The sequence below is a fragment of the Actinotignum urematis genome, assembly GCF_051264595.1.
GTDB classification, from domain to species: Bacteria; Actinomycetota; Actinomycetes; order Actinomycetales; family Actinomycetaceae; genus Actinotignum; species Actinotignum timonense_A.
Window position 1 is genome coordinate 82,402 of the sequence record NZ_JBOZBG010000005.1, and the last position, 17,803, is coordinate 100,204.

Below are 17,803 nucleotides of genomic sequence, written 5' to 3' on the forward strand. Positions count from 1 at the left end.
TCCTAACAACGCACCTGCGAAGAAAGGATCGTGGTGGACAGGATCGTCGAACAACTCGATGCCTCACAAGAGGCAGCGGTCAGCGCGGCTCTGGCACGGTCCGCGGGCGGCTTAGCCCCGGGCACGCTGAGCATTATTGGCGCGCCTGGAAGTGGGAAAACCACCGTCCTCGCCCATATTGCCCGCGCGGCTCTCCAGGAAGGAAATATTGCGGTCATCACCCAAGATCGGCGGGCCGCAGCACGCCTCCAACACCTGCTCACCTTGGCGGCCGGGGTGCGGCCCGAAAATCTGGAGGTTCGCACCCTTTCTGCTTTCGCCTACGCCATTGTGCAGCGCTATGCCCAAGCACTGAGGCGGGAAAACCCCGAATTGATCTCCGGTCCTGATGAGGATCGCATCGTGCGTGAGATTCTCAGTGATGAATACTCGGGCATCCATTTCCCCGATTTTGTTACCGAGGATGTGCGTGATCTTCCCGGATTACGCCAAGAGCTACGCAATCTCATCACTCGCGCTCGCGAACTCGGTCTGGATGCTAGCCAGCTGGAAGCCTGGGCAGAAAACGGGAGCGTGCCTGAACTTCAAGCGCAGATGTGGCGCCTGGCCGGCGCGCTTATGCGCCGGTACGATGAGGTGCGCACCTTGGGGGATGCGCTGGCCGGTTCGGCCGCTAGCCCGGACCGTCTTGATCACAGCCAGCTCGTCGGTGCGGCTACCCATATGCTCTCGGAGTGGGAAGAACACCTGGCGGCAGCGGGCCGTACGGTCCCGGTGCCGCGCCCGCGCTGGGCAATGGTCCTTGTTGATGATGCCCAGAATGCTCCGCGTTCCATGCTTCCCCTCTTGCGGGTGATGCGTGATCAGGGAACCCGGATCATCGTAGCCGGTGATCCCGATAGCGCGGTCCAGGGCTTCCGCGGCGGGGTGCATTCCCTCCCGGGCGATCTTGCTTATCCCGCTCCGCGCGGCTTGGATGCAGATCTTGTTTACCTCAAGGTTCGGCACCGCGGCGGTCCCGCCCTTATTAGCCAAGCCCAGCGCATCGAGCAGGCCCTCCCGGTGGGCGGGGGCGTGCACGCCCACCGCGGTGCCGGGCCGGTGCTCTCGGATCATGGCAGCGGTAGCACCAGTGGCAATGGTGACGGTGCCAGGGTGAATGCAGAAGCGGCAAGTTCGCGGATATCCGATCAACTTCCCGGCGGGCCAACCGATCCGTGGAATGATGCACTGCGCGGAGCCAGCTTCGCCCACATGGAAGAAGAAATCGCCTACGTGGCTTCCTACCTGGAAGAAATGCACCTGCGCACCGGCGTCCCCTACGCGCAGATGGCGGTATTTACCCGTGCGCGCAGTGACCACGGGCGGATCCGCGATGCACTCGTGCGGCGCGGCATACCGGTAGCGCCCCTGGCTAGTGATGAGCCCCTGCATCGCGAACCGGCAGTCGCCGCACTCTTTGATCTCATCCGCGCTGCCTTCACCAGCGGCCCGCACGCCTTCGCCACCCCTGAGAGCGTTGATATCCCGGCATTACTCGCCTCACCCATCATCGGAATGGACCCCCTCGAAATCAAAAGGGTAGGCCGGTGGCTGCGCGCCCAAGCTCTCCTCTCCGGGCAGCGTGGGAGTGAAGCAGAACTTCTCACCGGGGCAGTCCTAGGGGGCGGTGGGCCCACCGCAGCGGAACTCGAACCTCTGCGCGCTCTACTTGCCCGTATTCGGGAAGCGGGGGAGGCCTGCGCCATGCAAGCGGAAGAAGTACTGTGGGCCGCGTGGGAGGGAGCTGGAAAATCCGAAGAATGGCAACAACTAGCCCTCGGGCACGGCCCGGATGCGGATCGGGCCAACCGGAATCTCGATGCGGTTATTTCCCTCTTCCGGGTGGCGCAACGCATGGCTGATCGCGACCCGGCTGTCACGGTGGATACTCTCCTGGAGGAAGTGAGTTCTCAAGAACTCCCCGAAGATTCCATCGCTCGGGGCGGGGCGGAAGCTGATAGCGTTTCCCTCCTCACTCCCGCGGGGGCCCAAGGGCGCGAATGGGATCATATTGTCCTCATGCACGTGGTGGATGGAGTATGGCCTAATCCGCGCCCGCGTGATGCCCTCACGGGTACCGGACTTCTCAGCGAACTTGTGACCGGAAGGTTCACCGGTGGGGCCAGTTCGGGCACCGGGGTTGATGCAAGCACTGCGATTGGTGCAAGCGATTCGGCTAGTGCAGGAAGCGCGGCTAGCGGAGGAAGTGCAGCTACCACAGGAACTGCGGCTAGTGCAGGAAGCGCGGCTAACGCAGGCAGTGTGGTCTATCGTGATTCCACGTCTGCGGTTATCGCTGATGAACTGCGCCAATTACATTTCGCGGTCACGCGGGCCCGGCGCAGTCTCCTCGTGACCACCACGGACAGTATGGGAGATACCCCCTCGCGCTTCTTCCCCCTGCTCGGTTTTGATATGTCGGAAAATTCAGCCGGAACAAGTACTAGCGCGGGCGTGGGTGCACGTGCCGGAGCGGGAGCCTTGAGCGGTTCTAATCTTCCACGCACCGTGCGCTCGCTGAGTGATCCACGCTGGGGTATGACCCTTCCCCTCGGGCACCGGCCCCTCGTTGCCCAACCGATTCCGCCCGCGCTCCTCAGCGGTGAGGAAACCGTTGGGGTACTGCGCCGGGCACTGCGCGCCGGGGGAGAATCTAGCGATTTCGCCCGGGCCGCGTTGGAGAAAATGCGTGGCGCCGGATTTAGCGCGGCGGATCCGCACACCTGGATGGATGAGCTCGCCACCTCAACCGAAGCAGCGGTACCCGGCCCGGTCTACGTGAGCCCCTCAGCGGTGGAATCCCTTCTTGCCTGCCCGCTTGACGGATTCTGTTCCGCGGTGGGCCTGCGCTCGGAAGAAGGCACCGAAAGCGCCTCCATCGGAACCCTAGTTCACCGTATCGCGGAAGAATTCGCCGAAGAACCCAACCAGGAGCAGATGCACGCCCGGCTGGTAGAACTCTGGCCTGAAAAACTATCCGAAACTCCCACACATTACGACAAACTCCTTTTCGACCAAGCCAGTGACATGGTCGATAACCTCTATATCTATCTTGATTCCCACCGGGAGGACACCTTGCTAGGCGTGGAACACCGGATTAGCCGCGAGCTACCCGGCACCCCGCCCGTACGGGTATCCGGCTCCATTGACCGCCTCGTCAACCGCGGGGAAGGAGCCCGGGTCATTGACCTGAAAACCGGAAAATATAAGCCCAGCGAGGCACAAGCGGAGGACCACGCCCAGCTCCAGGTCTACCAGTGGGCACTCAATGAAAAACACACGGCTGCCGGTGCGGAACTCGTGTACGTCCACCCGCATAATTTCCTGAAGAAACAGCACAGCCCCTCCGTTCTCACCCAAGCACCTCTTGATGAGGTGAGTGCAGCTCGCGCGGAAGATCGCGTGCGTAGCGCCGCCCAGATCGCGGTGAGCGGCTTCGTACCGGTCTCGCCCAGTTTGGAAGAAGCCAATGACCGGGTTCAATCCATTAGTCCCCTGACGCAAGAAGGACGGATCTTCTCATGACACCCACACCCCACGAATACTTTGAAGCGCAGGCGCCAGCGGAACCCGATACCGCTCTAGAACGCATCCTCGCCGGCCAAGAACACCCACCCACCGCGGAACAACGCCGGGTCATCACCTCCACGGTCCCGGCTATCCTCGTCGTTGCCGGAGCCGGATCGGGCAAAACAAAAACCATGGTGGACCGGATCGCCTACCACCTCGCTTGCGGCAACGTGAGCCCGGATGAAGTCCTCGGACTCACCTTCACCCGGAAAGCCGCCGGGGAACTAGCTGAACGAGTTAACACCAGCCTGGAAAAACTCGGCCTCCTCACCCCGGAAGGAAGCAACGCGGGAAGCACCATGCGCAGGCCCGTGATATCCACCTACAACTCTTTCGCGAACGACATCGCCGGAGCCTACGGCATGCTGGTCGGAGCCGATCCCACCGCCCGCCTCATCACCGATGCCGAACGCGTCCAGCTCATGGACCAGGTCGTCAGCGCCCTGCCCAGCAGCGCTAGCACCGCGGTCCTTGCCGAACGCAGTCGCTCCAGCCTCATTAACGATGCCCTCACCTTCGCCCAAGGAATCCTCACCAACGGCGTGGAGCTTGAAGAAGCCCGGGCTTTCCTCACTGCCCAAGATCACGCACTGGAAACACTATGTGCCGACTCAACACGCATCATGAGTGCACGCTGCTGGTACCCGGATGCCTCCAAGAAATTCACCAATTTGAAGGGGGGAGCGGCAGTACCCAAACAGCAACAGGTCGTGCTCGGGCTAGTGGAGTCCTACCTGCAGCTCAAAAAAGAACTCAACGTCACCGAATTCGCCGACCAGGTCGCCATCGCTGGGCGTATCATGACCCGCTATCCCCAAATCGCCAAGGAAATCTCCTCCCGGTATCGCCTCATCCTGCTCGACGAATACCAAGACACCGACGAAAACCAGGCACAATTCCTCCTCAGCGCCCTCACCGCGAAACGCGACGGCTTCCTGTCCATCACCGCGGTAGGCGACCCGAACCAGGCCATCTACGGGTGGCGGGGTGCCAGCGCCGCCGCCCTGACCAACTTCGCACGCCACACCACCCGGATTTTCGGGCACGTAGAGAAACTCCAGCTCTCCACCGCTTTCCGTAATGATCGGGCCGTGCTCGCGGCAGGCAACGCCGTCGCCACTCCCTTGGATCGGGACACGTTCCTACGCGAAGATCGCGACCACCCGAATTTCCCACCCGAACTTAGGCCTGCCCCAACAAGCGCGGGAACGGCGGGGAGCGCGGGGGATAGTGCCGATATCGCGCCGCTGCGGTTGCGTGAACGCCCCGGAGCGGGAGCCGGGCGCGTCAGCGAAATCCGTACCCTCCTTCGCGAAGACTCCTACCGGAGTATCGCCCGGCATATCCTCGCGGTACGCGAGCGGGTAGCCGCGGAAAACGAAGAGCGGCGCGCTCGCGGTGAAGCACCGCGCGGGGCCGAGATCGCCGTCCTGTGCCGCAAACGTGCCTATATCGATATGATGGCCGCCGCCCTGCGCGAACTCAACAGCCAGCTCGCCAGGGAATCTGCCGCACACCCTGGAGGCACCACGCCTCAACCCCTCGCCTTTGAGATTGTGGGCGGGGAATCGCTGGTGGCACGTCCGGAAATCATTACCCTGCGGGCCGCCCTCGGCCTGGCCGCCAACCCGGCCCGCGGCGACCTCCTCGCGCGCTTACTCGCCCACTGGAATATCGGGGTGGCGGATATCCGCGCGCTCTCGCGCTGGGCGCGTCGCTACGCGGCCGTGGCGGTCACCAAAGTTGATAGTGACGTGCGTGCCAGTTTTATTAACGACGACGCCGCACCCGGCCACGAGGGCGAGCCTGGCGCAGAAGGTATGTCGGCCACCGCGCAACCCCTTCTCAACAGTCGTGACGAAGCCAATTTGGGTGAGGCACTCCACGCGCTTATGCTCCTGGCAAGCACCCCAAGCACCCCTGGTGATCACCCGGGGGAGCACGCGGATGTGGCGGAGCTGGCGGGAACGGGCGAAGCTGAGCTCAGGCAAGCAGCCCGATCCGCGCGCGCCGAATTCTCCGGCATTGGCTGGGAGCGCTTGCGGCGCTTGAATGCCACCCTCGCGTCCTTGCGTTCCGGTTTGCATAATGCTTTGGGCGATCAGATTGATCGGGCCGTCCACCTCCTCGGCCTCGATACCGCGGCCGCTACCCGCAGTGAAGGCGGGCAGCGGGTCCGTACCTCCATCGACCAATTCATCTCCCTGGGCCGCACCTACGAGCACGGTGATAGCCAGCGGAGCATGCGCGAATTCGTGGAATGGCTCGATGTGGTGGAAACAGAAGAACACGGCGGGGAAGAAGAATCCGGGGCAGATATTCCGCGGGTGGAGAGCGCGGTCGATGTTACTCCCGGGGTTATCCAATTGATGACCGTCCATGCTGCCAAAGGTTTGGAATGGCGTGACCTCGTCGTCGTACCTGAACTCGTGAAAGGCCAGTTCTCCGAAGTGACCGAAGGAGTGAAAGCCTGGCCGCGCAATACCGGTATTTTCCCGTACCCCCTGCGTACCGACTATCCGTACCTGCCCCAATTCACGCTGGCCGGTGCTCGCAATCTCGATAAAATCACCGTCGCGAATACCTACGCACGGTTCCTCGACGAATTGGCGTACCACGAAAGCGAAGAAATGCGGCGCCTCGCCTACGTGGCCTTTACCCGTTCCACCCGGGAGCTCCTGCTGGCCGGATACTGTTTCCAAGATGACAAGGATGTGTCTGGCCGGGTACAGAAAGCAGAAAAGCAAGCGAAGAAAAACGCTGCCGAAACCCCGGCAGATGGGAGTGATAACGCACTCGGCGTTGAAGCGCGGCAGCCCTCGTGCTTCCTGAGCGCGGTGCGGGAAGCTGCCGCCCGCGGGGAGCTGGTGCTGGCTGCCTCGCCTGCCACGGTTTCCTCCGTGCAGCTGCCGGAAGGATTCCCGGATATAGCACCGGATAGCTTGAGCGTGGATGAGCTCGTCGATATTTTCGGGGAAGACGTTGTGTACCCGCCGGCCCTCGAACCGGTACCGCATTATTTCGAAGCGCCCGACCTGCTTGCCTGGCCGCGTGACCTGGCCCGCAGCCTCCCCATTGAGGCGGAAACTCTCGACGCTGACCAGCGCGCCGAACTCACTCAGGTCATCGGCCGGCTTATCGCACGCAAACAGCAAGCCGAAACATCCGAGTACACCGAGGCGGGCGGGCATTACACCGCCACCGAGCTCGTCTATCGGGCCGAACACCGCGAAGAATATCTGCTCAATAAACGCCGCCCGGTTCCCCGCCAGCCCTCGCGAGCTGCGCGTTTAGGGACGATCTTGCACGAAAAAATCGCTGATAGTTACGCGAGCGCCGCCGTGCTCGATATTGATAGCGAGGATCCCCTCGAGCATGATCCGGTTCTCAGCGCAGAAGACATCGCGTGTATGTATAAAAATTACGAAGCATCCGAATGGGCCAGCTATCCGCCCCTCGCCATCGAACAGCAACTCGGTGTGGTCATCGGAGGGCATGTTGTCCACTGCGCACTCGACGCTGTTTTCGACACCTCACGGGTACCCGGGCGTGCGCCGGTTACTATCGTGGACTGGAAATCCGGGCGGCGCCCCGACGAGGAAACGAAAGCGGCCCGCGAACTCCAGCTTGCCCTTTACCGGCTTGCCTGGTCCCGGGCCCACGGAATCCCCCTCGGGGATATTGACGCGTCCTTCGTATACCTGCGGGGAAATAGGGCTGAGGAACTACGGGCTGGGAAGCTCAGCGAGGAGGAAATTCTGCTTCGTGCGGGTCTGCCCAATCAGGAGCAGTAACCGCGGTTTCCCCGGTCAGCTCATCCGCACCGCTCGCCTCGGCATCGGAAGCACTGTCAGTGAAAGCCGGCTCCGATGCCGGGGGAGCGGGGAGCAAATCCGGGGCCTCACGTACGTCCTCGGCCAGCGCGCCGAGCATCTGGACGGCGTCGTTCCTAATCTCCATGCTGCCCGTACGAATCCCGTACATGAGCCAGCGAATAATCGCGAACTCCGACGTGAAAATAATACGGGTGTAATCCGTTTCCCTCAGCTCAACCGAGCGCGCATTCTCATAAGAAGTAATAAAACTCGGCCACTGTTCATCATCAAGAACAAGCATCGCCGCTAAATCCCGGGCCGGATCGCCCACGTGCGCCTCACCGAAACCGAGCACGCTCGCAACCGAGCCATTCGACCACAAGAAATTATCAGAAGCCACATCACCGTGGACAACCGTTTCCTCAAAATCCCACACCTCGTCACTATCCAGCACATCCATCCAGCGCTGGCGCAAAATCGTAGGAAGGGAAGTTTCCTGATCGGCTGCCTCCAGTTCGGCCCGCACCCGCGCGCGCCACTGCTCAGCCGTATAGACAGGCAACCCGGAACGAGCCACCACATCCCGGTCAATGCTGTGAATCGCGGCAAGCGTGCGGCCCATTTCCCGCACTTCTTCCTCACCGAGAGCTTCGAAAACCAGCGCCCGCCCAAAAGGCTCCGGGTAGACCACCGCGCGACCCCCGGTATCAGCATCAACAAAACCGGCCGGCCGCATAATATCGAAAGGCAGGCGCCCGGCCCGCAATTCCTCCAAAAGCTGGGGAGCCAGAGCCGCTTCGGCTTCTAACGACGTCGCCGCCGTGCCATTCTGAGGAACTTTGACCATCCAGTGGCGCCCCTGAGAATCAAGGACGCACCCGGAAACAAAATCTTCCGTCTCAACAAACGGTTGGCGCGTGGAGACAATCTCGACGCCGAGAGCCCCGACGGCAAGCGCAGCAAGATAGAGCGGAGAAGTAGTCACCCCCTCAATTTATCCGAAAACTCAGCCACGTGCTTGCCTACACCCCGGATATAGGCCGGCTGCCGGAACTATCCACATGATCGCGAAATGCATCCCCTATCCACAGCCAGCCGGCTAGATGCTATTCCCAGACACGGGAGACCCTACAGTGAGAGCACCTCACCACGATCACCACCCCAATATTCAAAGGAGGTGCCATGCACGACACGGCATATCCCCGGCCCGCGGGCCTCGCCTCGGCTCGCCCACCGCACCTGGCCAGCCGTGCATATCGCGCTGCTTCCGCCACCCGGCAGGGCATAGAAGAACGGGTGCGGGAAACGATTCGGCACCGCGGAATTGATCCGCGCCGTGACGCCGCCTTCCTGGAAACCATCGTGGGAGAAACCCTCACCACTTTTAATGACGAATCAGTGCGCGGGGACCACGCGGCCCTGGCGGATACGGAGAGCGTACGCTCCCACCTCATCTCGCAGCTGAGCGGCTACGGGCCGCTACAGAAATTCTTCGACGACCCGCAGGTAGAAGAAATCTGGATCAACGCCCCGGATAAAATATTTGTGGCCCGCTCCGGTGTTTCCACTCGTATTGATCTCACGATGGCAGAAAGTGAGATCCACACCTTGGTCGAGCGGATGCTCTATGCCTCCGGGCGGCGCTTGGACCTCTCCACCCCGTTTGTTGATGCCCAGCTTCCTACCGGGGAACGCCTCCACGTGGCCATTCCCGATATCACCGCGCGATATTGGGCGATCAATATCAGAAAATACACGGTCCGGGCCCGCAAGCTCAGCGATCTGGTGAATGTGCAGATGCTGGAAGGAGCGCAGGCAGACTACCTGAGTGCAGCCATGAGCGCCGGGAGCAATATCTTGGTATCGGGATCAACCGGGGCCGGTAAAACCACCCTCCTGCGTGCGCTCCTCGGCGGGATAGCGCCAACCGAACGGCTTATCAGCGCTGAAGAAGTTTTTGAGCTGGGTATCGACCTTCCCGATGTTGTTGCGATGCAAACGCGCCCGCCGTCCCTGGAAGGGCGCGGCGCGGTGACGCTCCGCGACCTCGTGCGCGAAAGTCTGCGTATGCGCCCGGACCGCATCGTTATCGGAGAAGTACGCGGGGCAGAAGCTTTCGATCTTCTTGTGGCCCTCAATGCGGGCATCCCCGGGGCCTGTACCATTCACGCCAATAGTGCACGGGAAGCCCTCACGAAATTGGAGATCCTCCCGCTCCTCGCCGGTGAAAACATCACGCCAAGCTTCGTAACGCCCACCGTTGCCGCCACTATTAACCTCGTCATCCACGTGACCCGGGCGGCCAGCGGGCAGCGTAAGGTTGCCCAGATTCTGGAGGTCATGGGCCTTGGGCCAGATGGCAGCATTCTTACCCGGGCGGTGAGCTAACCATGGGACTGATCGTTGGAGCTTTACTCACCACCGGAATCCTCACGGTTATTCGTGCTCTGTCCACTCCGGGTGGGGCGCGTAGTTTGGCTCGCCCGCGCCACACTGGCGACCCGCGCTGGCCGGGACTACCGGGGCGCCTCGGGTCGGCTCGCGTCGCAATTTCCTGGCGCCGGCTCGGGATAAGTATCTGCTGCGGCCTCGGCCTGGCCTTAGCTGCTGTGCTCGGCACCGGGCATCCTTTCCTCGCCGCCGCCGGGGGAGTAGTAGGGCTCTGGCTGCCGTTCTGGCATTCTCGTCACGCCGGTAGGAAAGCGCGGGATACACAACGCCTGGCCTGGCCCGACCGTATCGATAAGCTACTGTCCTCCCTCCGGGCTGGGCGCACTATCCCCGAAGCTCTTCTTTATCTCGCCACCCGGCCAGACGCCCCGCCCGCGCTGCGCTCCTTCGCCACTCACCTGGAAACAACCGGAAGTTTTGACGCCTCCCTGACCCGCCTCAAAGATTCCTTCCACGACCCGGTATCAGACCGGGTCCTCGAAATTCTTCGGCTCGCGGTGCGCCACGGCGGCCACGATCTACCCCGCGTCCTGGAATCCCTCGCGGTATCCCTGCGAGCAGAAAACCGGGCCCGGGGCGAACTCCTAGCCCGGCAATCCTGGACCGTCAATGCAGCACGGGTGGCAGCACTTGCCCCGTGGCTCGTTCTCCTCCTGCTCTCCACCAGGCCGGGCACAATGGATGCCTTCACCTCGCCTACCGGCACCCTCATCCTCCTCATTGGCCTAGGCACCACACTGCTCGCCTACGGGCTCATGCTCCGCCTGGGCCGACTCCCCGAAGAGCAACGCGTCCTGGCCGGCTCACCGGGAGTATCACCGGGAACCTCACGGAGAGCATCGCCGGGAGCCTCGCAGGTTGCCTTGCCTACTGCTGTGCCGGCAGCCTCACAGGCTGATCCATCCTCGCCGCCCCGTCCCAGTCGCGCCCGGCGCGCCGCAGTATAGAAGGGGCCGCTCCTATGTTTCTTTCCCTTTCCGCACTTGTTCGCGCACCCCTTCCTGTATTTACCGGTAGCATCACCGCGGCTGGCCTCGTACTCCTGGGCTGGTGGTGGCTCTGGCCAGGCCCTGCACTGGTCTCACGCATCGCGCCCTACCTGGGCGGTGCCCGCCCGCGCCTGCCCCATCGCATCGTCCGGATGGTGTTGCGCGGTGCGGAAAAATTCGGTTCCACTCACGCATCGGTCACGAGCCGCCTCCACCGTTTAGGGGAGGGCGACGTCGCAGACTTCCGCTTTGCCCAATTACGCGCGGGAGTACTCGCGGGAGCAGTCGGTATCGCACTCGGGCTCGCCTGCCTTGCCCGCGGATTACCCGCGGCGCTCGCGGCCGCCTGCCCCCTCCTCTTCCTCATCGGTGCCATCCTTGCAGTGGACTCCCAGCTCACCGCGCGCCTGCGCCGCCATGACGGCGCTATCACCGCCGAACTTCCCGATATCGCCCACCTCCTGAGTATCGCGGTGGGGGCGGGCACCAGCATCGTGGGAGCTATCGAATACGTTGCGAGCTTAGCCGGCGGAGCCGTGGGAAAAGAACTGCGGCGAACCCTCGGAGATGTCTATGCCGGCGACCCGCTCACCACGGCCCTGCGCCACCTCAACGAACGGGTACACAACCCGGCCTTGCAAAGCCTATGCGAAGCATTACTTGCCGCACTCGCCCACGGTTCCCCACTCGCAGATACCTTGCGGGTACAAGCCGAAGAATCACGAGATTACGCGCGCCGCCAACTCCTCGAACGTGGAGGACGCCGCGAAATCCTCATGATGGTTCCCGTTGTTTTCCTTATCCTGCCCTTCATCGTGGTCATCGCCCTCTACCCGGGCCTGGCCCGACTCACCTTCCTTCCCCTGACCTCTCCATAAACCACCGCCACAACCAACCTATCTAGCGAAAGGAACTACTTATGTCAGTGAGTACGCACGGCGCGCTTATCCACCCTGATTTACCAACCGCAACGTGGACCGCTCCGGATTCCGGCGAACGCGGAGACGTGCCCGGCTGGGTACTTGTCACCCTCATGACCGTGGGTCTTGTGCTCGCCATCTGGGCAGTAGCCGGCCCGGCCCTCACGAATCTCTTCTCCACCGCCATCGAACGCATCTCGAGTTTTTCATGACACCGATACCTGAACCCGCAGCACAGTTTTCCGGCAAGCCGCTCTCCGACACGCATGTGTTTGGAGCGCCAGTTCCCGGTAAGTCACCATCTGACGCGCATACGTCTAGCGCGCCAGTTCCTCGCGCGCCAGATTCCGAACGCGGCAGTGCAGTCGTTGATTTCTGCCTCCTTGCCGGGGTGGTGGTCCTCGCGGCCCTGGCACTCGCGGTTCTCGGATCCCGCGTCTTTGCTATCGAACAGATACGTGATTGTGCAGCGCGGGCCGCTCGGGCGGGAGCGGTGCGCCAGCTCAGCATTCCTGAAATAGCCACGCAGGCCACCGCGGACATTACCGCGCGCCTACCCGCCTGTCAGTGCACGGCCAGCGCGAGCATGATCCGCATTGGGGAAGAGGACTTCCTACGAGTCGAGATCACCGGAACATATTCTTCCCTCCTGGGAACACACCCAGTCAAACTGCGCGCCCACGCACACGTCCTCACCGCTCGCGGGGCTAACACTCACCCGCCACCCGCGAAAGGAGCGCGGTTATGAAAAACCAGGTGAACCACCGAAGCATCCGCGAAAAGGGAAACGGCACCTTGGAAGCCCTTGCGGTCCTTATTGTGCTTGTTCTCCCGCTCCTCATGTTTACCGTGGAAAGCACCGGGATTACCCGCGCCCGAGCGGTCGCCGCGCAGGCAGCCCAGGAAGCAGCCCGCAGTTTTGCAACTGCGGACAACACTGCCAGTGGAACAGCGCGAGCTCGGGCGGTTGTCCACGCCGCGGTGAGCGATGCTGCGGTTAGCAGCGCCGGCCTAAGCGGCGCGCCCCCGCGGATCTCCTGCTCCGCACACCCGTGCCTGAGCCCGGGAGCACGCATCACCGTCACGGTTGAGGTATCGGTTCCGCTCGTTTATTTCGGGCGCACTGTTCTTATCGAGCAGAGCGCCTCAACAACCGTTGATCGTTTTCGAGAGGCACGGCCGTGAACAACCTTAGACCGTTTTCGACAGGTACGGCCGTGAACACCCTGGCGAAAGCTCGGGCACTGCAGGCACGAGCAGCACCCCGGGAACTCGGCAATATCCTCATCCTGGGCCTGGGAACCTGGGCGCTCAGCGCCGTGCTGTGCTTAGGTTTCATCTACCTCGCCACCATCCTCACCGCCCGGCACGCACTCCAGGGGCAAGCCGATTCCGCCGCGCTCGCGATCAGCCAAGAGATCACCCGCGAATGCTATTTCAGCAGCGCGCCCCTGAGCGATTGCCATCCCAGCCCAGCCACCGTGCGCCAGCTCGCCGCCGCAACATTCCCCGCGGAGCGCGTGCTGCCAGATACCCGCGCGGATAGCGCCGGCGTCGTCGTCGCCCTGGAAAAAACGGTGCGGCTTCCGGTACTGGACCTTCCCGTGCCGATACGTGCGCAGGCCCGGGCGCGCCTTGACCTGAGGTAGCCTTATGCCGTGAGTGATTTTTCCGAACGTCTTGACCATCTGCGCAGTGTTTTTCACCAAATCGAAGCGGTGACCGATGTGGAGGGCCTCACCGCGCGTATCGCCGCGCTGACGGAAGAATCCTCCGCACCCGGGCTCTGGGATGATACCGCCCGCGCCCAAGAGGTCACCTCGAAACTCTCCCACGCACAAAGCGAACTGGAGAAACTCGAGAAAATGCGTACCCGTATTGACGATGCCGGTGCGCTCCTTGAAATCGCGCAGGAAGAAGAACTCTCGGATCCGGCTTCGGCTCGTGAAGTCTACGAAGCGCTCGGCGAAGAGATGACGAGCACCGAAAAAGCGTTGGAAGAACTCCAGATCCGCACCCTGCTCTCCGGCAAATACGACGAGCGCGATGCGGTGGTGACCATTCGTTCCGGGGCCGGGGGAGTGGACGCGGCTGATTTCGCGCAGATGCTGCAACGCATGTACCTGCGCTGGGCTGAACGCAGCGGCTACGCCACCAAGGTGCTCGATACCTCCTACGCGGAAGAAGCCGGGCTGAAATCAACCACCTTTGAGGTGAGTGCTCCCTACGCATACGGCACGCTCTCGGTGGAAGCCGGGACCCACCGGCTGGTGCGCATCTCGCCTTTCGATAACCAGGGGCGGCGTCAGACTTCCTTCGCCGCCGTCGAAGTTATTCCGCTGATCGAACAAACCGACCATATCGATATTCCCGATACGGACATTCGCATCGATGTGTTCCGTTCTTCCGGGCCGGGTGGTCAGTCCGTGAATACCACCGATTCGGCGGTTCGCATCACCCACCTTCCCACCGGGATCGTGGTCTCCATGCAGGATGAGAAATCGCAGATCCAAAACCGCGCCGCCGCGATGCGGGTTCTGCAATCGCGCCTGCTCCTCCTCAAACAGGAAGAGGAAGCGCGCGAAAAGAAAGAATTGCGCGGAGATATCAAAGCCTCGTGGGGCGACCAGATGCGTTCCTACGTGCTCCAGCCCTACCAGATGGTCAAGGATCTGCGCACCGGGTACGAATCGGGGAATACCGACGCGATTTTCGACGGCGATATTGACGGTTTCATCGACGCCGGTATCCGCTGGCGCGCCACAGGCGAAAAAGCCGGCGAAAAGGCGAGCGAAAAGAGCAGCGATAAAACCGGCAGCAAGACCACCGATAAGGCAGGCGACAAAACCGGTGACTAAGTGGGGAAAGCGGGGGAGGAAACGCATGAATTTCCCCGGGTACGCGGCGCGTCCCGCGCGATTTTACGGCCTGTTCCGTAGGGTAAAGCACGATAGTAGTAATCTAAGGGCAAGTTTATGATCACATTTACCAAGGTGACGAAGCTCTACCAGAAGGGCGCGAAACCCGCGCTGGATTCGGTGAGCGCGGATATTGACCGCGGCGAATTCGTTTTCCTCGTGGGCCCCTCCGGTTCGGGAAAATCAACGATGCTTTCGCTCATCAATGTTGCCGAACGGCCAACATCCGGAAAAATCGAGGTGCTCGGCAAGGATCTAGCCACTGTTTCCCAGCGGCGCGTCCCCTTCCTGCGGCGCCGCATCGGCACGGTGTTCCAAGATTTCCGGCTCCTTCCCGATAAGAACGTGCACGATAACGTGGCGCTCGCGCTCCAGGTCATCGGCGCGCCCCGCCACCGCATCCGCACCGAAGTGCCGGAAGTGCTGGAAATGGTGGGCCTGGACGGTAAGGAACGCCGCCGCATGAACGAACTATCGGGCGGGGAACAGCAGCGCGTAGCCATTGCCCGCGCCATGGTCAATCGCCCCGAAATCCTCCTCGCCGACGAACCGACCGGCAACCTGGACCAAAATACCGGGCTGTCGATTATGCGCCTCCTGGATCGCATCAATCGTTCGGGAACCACGGTGGTTATGGCCACCCATGATGCCACCGTCGTCAACCAGATGCGGAAACGCGTTATTGAGCTGGCCAACGGCGTGATCGTCCGTGATCAGGATCGCGGCCAGTACGGAGGAGGGCAACACTAATGCGCAGTCGTTTCGTCCTGTCCCAAACATTCAAGGGACTTATCAATAACAAGGCGATGGCTGCCTCGGTTTCCCTCGTCACTTTCGTTTCCCTACTTTTCGTGGGCGCGGCCGCGCTGCTCCAAACCCAGATCAGCCACCTGCGTGCCGATTGGTACAGCCAGGTGGAAGTCTCGGTGTTTATGTGTGCGGCGAATGACGCCACCGAACCCTGCGCCGGTAACGAAGCCACCGAGGAACAAATCAAGGCCATCGATACCGCCCTGACCACCGAACCGCTCGCCTCCCAGGTGGAGCGCTACGAATTCGAAACCAAAGAAGAAGCCTTCGCGAACTACCGCGAACAAATGGGCGATTCGGTGTGGCGTGACACGGTGACCGCCGACCAGATGCAGGTCTCCTTCCGCGTCAAATTACACGACCCGGAAAAGTACCAGGTCCTCGTGGAAGACCTCGGCAACCGCCCCGGAGTGCAGAGCGTGTACGACCAGCGCGAACAAATCGAGCCGGTCTTCGCCACCCTCAACCGCTTCACCGCAATTGCCGGCGGGCTGGCCGCGGTCATGATCCTCACCGCGCTTCTCCTCATCCCCACCACGATCCGCCTCTCGGCAATGTCGCGGCGTAACGAAACGGGGATTATGCGCTACGTGGGCGCCTCGAATTTCTTCATCGAGCTGCCCTTCATCCTCGAAGGAATTATCGCCTCGCTCGTCGGTGCGATTTTCGCGGTCGGCGGGCTGTGGCTGGCAGCGAAATTCCTGCTCGAGGACTGGATTTCCCAATCGCTGCCGTGGATTCGCGTGATCGGCGTCAGCGAAGCCCTCCAGGTAGCGCCCTGGCTGCTCATCGGCTCGGTTGTGGTGTCCGGCCTGGCGTCCTGGATCGCTTTGCGCAGGTACGCGCGCGTGTAGTGAACGTGGGGCGACGGCGCCGCGGCGTCGTCGTACCGCATACGGATAGGAAAGGTGAACCGGTGAGAATCGGGAGCAGACGATGGTTGGGAGCGCTGGCTGCGGGGGCGCTGGGCGTTGCCGGGTTAGCGACGCCGGCGCGTGCCGATGACCGCGACGACCTCGTCCGCCAGCAAGAACAGCAGGAAGCCGAAATTGAGAATCTGCGTTCCTCCCTCGAGGGCGTGGACGTGGATTTGCAGAACGTTTACCTCAAGTTGCAGGAAACGCAGGCGCAGGTCCCCGGGGCGCAGGCCGCGTTATTGCAGGCGCAGAACGACGCCGCAGCAGCTCAGCGCGAACAAGAAAAGATTGGGGCGCGCCTGGATGCGGCTGAGGGGGAGCTCGATTCCATCACCACCTCGATTGCTCAGGGGGAGAAGAAACTGAGCGAAACGCGCGATAACCTCGGCGAGATTGCGCGTTCCGAATACCGCGGTGATAACCGGGTTTCCACCGTGGAGCTTCTGATCGGCGCGAAGTCGAGCGCGGATTTCTTCAACGCGCTGTCCGCGAACCAGGCGATCACCCGGGTGCAATCCCAAACTCTCACCGACGTTACCCAAACAACGGCCGCGAATCGGACCCGCGCCCAGCGGCAAAAGGCAGTGCAGGGGGAGATCTCCCAGCTCAAGAGCCAGGCCGATGCCGCGGTGGCGGAAAAGAAATCGAAGGAGGCGCAGGCCGCGGCCCGCACCAAGGAGCTCGCGGATCTGGAAGCTTCCGTCACCCAGCAATCCCAGGCTTTGGAGGCTCGGCGCGGGGAATTCCAGAACTCGCTGTCCGCCATGAACGCGGCCCGCGATGACACCGCCGCGCAGATCGCTCGCATTGATGAAGAAAACCGGCGGCGCGCCGCGGAAGCAGCAGCTCAGGGCGGTGGCGGGGGAGGTGCCCCGGCGGCGCCCCCGGCAGCTTCGGGTGCGCTCATTCCGCCCGTGCCGGCCCCACTGTACGTGACCTCGCCCTTCGGGATGCGTGTCTATCCCTTCGACGGCGGCTGGTGGATGCACGAGGGCGTGGACTTGCGTTCTGCCTGCGGTAATCCGCAATACGCGGCGGCCGCCGGGGTGGTGGCGGCGGTGCGCCCGGCCTCCGGCAACGGCACCCACGGCAACCAGGTCATCCTCAACCTCGGCTATATCAACGGCTCGTCCTACGTGGTGGTGTACAACCACCTCTCCGGTTTCAATGTGTCCGTGGGGCAGAGCGTGGGCCAGGGCGATGTGATTGGCTGGACCGGTATGACGGGCATGGTCACCGGTTGCCACGTACACTTTGAGGTGTGGCAGGACGGCGTGGTCATCGACCCGATGTCCCTGCCCGGATTCTACGAATAGCGCGGCGTACCCGTTCGCGTCGCCGTGGCCGAATGCCCCGGCGCAAGGAGCGGCC

At 62.3% G+C, this 17,803-nt stretch carries 13 protein-coding genes; 12 read left to right on the plus strand and 1 reads right to left on the minus strand.

The genetic code is table 11. The annotated features are described in order from the left end of the window. Nucleotides 1-33: 33 nt before the first annotated feature. Entirely contained in the window at nt 34-3,567 is a 3,534-nt protein-coding gene (locus ACRQDJ_RS04130; RefSeq protein WP_284889127.1) for a PD-(D/E)XK nuclease family protein, read from the plus strand. Next, nucleotides 3,564-7,406, plus strand: a complete 3,843-nt coding sequence (locus tag ACRQDJ_RS04135; RefSeq protein WP_284889126.1) for an ATP-dependent helicase — start codon at nt 3,564-3,566, stop codon at nt 7,404-7,406. The genes ACRQDJ_RS04130 and ACRQDJ_RS04135 overlap by 4 nt, the downstream gene beginning before the upstream one ends. Here the strand turns inward: ACRQDJ_RS04135 and ACRQDJ_RS04140 are convergent. Then, the gene (locus ACRQDJ_RS04140; protein ID WP_284889125.1) at nt 7,354-8,412 is read right to left on the minus strand and encodes a phosphotransferase; all 1,059 of its coding nucleotides are present in this window, start codon (nt 8,410-8,412) and stop codon (nt 7,354-7,356) included. The two genes, ACRQDJ_RS04135 and ACRQDJ_RS04140, sit on opposite strands and share 53 nt — an antisense overlap. Nucleotides 8,413-8,609: 197 nt before the next feature. On the opposite strand from ACRQDJ_RS04140, the gene ACRQDJ_RS04145 reads away from it, so the two are divergent. The 10 genes from ACRQDJ_RS04145 to ACRQDJ_RS04190 all read left to right on the plus strand — a co-directional run bounded on the left by ACRQDJ_RS04145 (nt 8,610) and on the right by ACRQDJ_RS04190 (nt 17,748). After that, nucleotides 8,610-9,815: a TadA family conjugal transfer-associated ATPase gene (locus tag ACRQDJ_RS04145; protein ID WP_284889123.1), complete on the plus strand. Its 1,206-nt coding sequence runs from the start codon at nt 8,610-8,612 to the stop codon at nt 9,813-9,815. A 2-nt stretch (nt 9,816-9,817) separates the two neighbouring features. Further along, nucleotides 9,818-10,825 (plus strand): type II secretion system F family protein, encoded by a 1,008-nt coding sequence (locus tag ACRQDJ_RS04150; RefSeq protein WP_284889122.1) that lies wholly within the window; start codon nt 9,818-9,820, stop codon nt 10,823-10,825. A gap of 14 nt (nt 10,826-10,839) precedes the next feature. After that, the gene (locus tag ACRQDJ_RS04155; RefSeq protein WP_284889120.1) at nt 10,840-11,745 is read left to right on the plus strand and encodes a type II secretion system F family protein; all 906 of its coding nucleotides are present in this window, start codon (nt 10,840-10,842) and stop codon (nt 11,743-11,745) included. A gap of 41 nt (nt 11,746-11,786) precedes the next feature. Beyond that, a complete protein-coding gene (locus ACRQDJ_RS04160; protein ID WP_284889118.1) occupies nt 11,787-11,999 on the plus strand; it encodes a hypothetical protein in 213 nt (70 codons plus the stop codon). Between the two features lie 532 nt (nt 12,000-12,531). Then, a complete protein-coding gene (locus tag ACRQDJ_RS04165) occupies nt 12,532-12,972 on the plus strand; it encodes a hypothetical protein (RefSeq protein ID WP_284889115.1) in 441 nt (146 codons plus the stop codon). Between the two features lie 32 nt (nt 12,973-13,004). Beyond that, nucleotides 13,005-13,436, plus strand: a complete 432-nt coding sequence (locus ACRQDJ_RS04170) for a hypothetical protein (RefSeq protein WP_435717812.1) — start codon at nt 13,005-13,007, stop codon at nt 13,434-13,436. A gap of 9 nt (nt 13,437-13,445) precedes the next feature. Next, entirely contained in the window at nt 13,446-14,645 is a 1,200-nt protein-coding gene (gene prfB, locus ACRQDJ_RS04175; protein WP_284889113.1) for a peptide chain release factor 2, read from the plus strand. A gap of 117 nt (nt 14,646-14,762) precedes the next feature. Beyond that, entirely contained in the window at nt 14,763-15,455 is a 693-nt protein-coding gene (ftsE, locus tag ACRQDJ_RS04180) for a cell division ATP-binding protein FtsE (protein WP_026429511.1), read from the plus strand. After that, nucleotides 15,455-16,369, plus strand: coding sequence for a permease-like cell division protein FtsX (ftsX, locus tag ACRQDJ_RS04185; protein WP_126135352.1), 915 nt, complete (start codon nt 15,455-15,457; stop codon nt 16,367-16,369). The genes ftsE and ftsX overlap by 1 nt, the downstream gene beginning before the upstream one ends. A gap of 62 nt (nt 16,370-16,431) precedes the next feature. Then, the gene (locus tag ACRQDJ_RS04190; RefSeq protein WP_284889110.1) at nt 16,432-17,748 is read left to right on the plus strand and encodes a murein hydrolase activator EnvC family protein; all 1,317 of its coding nucleotides are present in this window, start codon (nt 16,432-16,434) and stop codon (nt 17,746-17,748) included. Nucleotides 17,749-17,803 lie beyond the last annotated feature (55 nt).

What these genes read in the sequence shown, in the direction of transcription:
- ACRQDJ_RS04160 (WP_284889118.1), top strand. Translation starts at nt 11,787, where the DNA reads ATGTCAGTGAGTACGCACGGCGCGCTTATCCACCCTGATTTACCAACC.
- ACRQDJ_RS04150 (WP_284889122.1), top strand. Translation starts at nt 9,818, where the DNA reads ATGGGACTGATCGTTGGAGCTTTACTCACCACCGGAATCCTCACGGTT.
- ACRQDJ_RS04155 (WP_284889120.1), top strand. Translation starts at nt 10,840, where the DNA reads ATGTTTCTTTCCCTTTCCGCACTTGTTCGCGCACCCCTTCCTGTATTT.
- ftsE (WP_026429511.1), top strand. Translation starts at nt 14,763, where the DNA reads ATGATCACATTTACCAAGGTGACGAAGCTCTACCAGAAGGGCGCGAAA.
- ACRQDJ_RS04145 (WP_284889123.1), top strand. Translation starts at nt 8,610, where the DNA reads ATGCACGACACGGCATATCCCCGGCCCGCGGGCCTCGCCTCGGCTCGC.
- ACRQDJ_RS04135 (WP_284889126.1), top strand. Translation starts at nt 3,564, where the DNA reads ATGACACCCACACCCCACGAATACTTTGAAGCGCAGGCGCCAGCGGAA.
- ftsX (WP_126135352.1), top strand. Translation starts at nt 15,455, where the DNA reads ATGCGCAGTCGTTTCGTCCTGTCCCAAACATTCAAGGGACTTATCAAT.
- ACRQDJ_RS04165 (WP_284889115.1), top strand. Translation starts at nt 12,532, where the DNA reads ATGAAAAACCAGGTGAACCACCGAAGCATCCGCGAAAAGGGAAACGGC.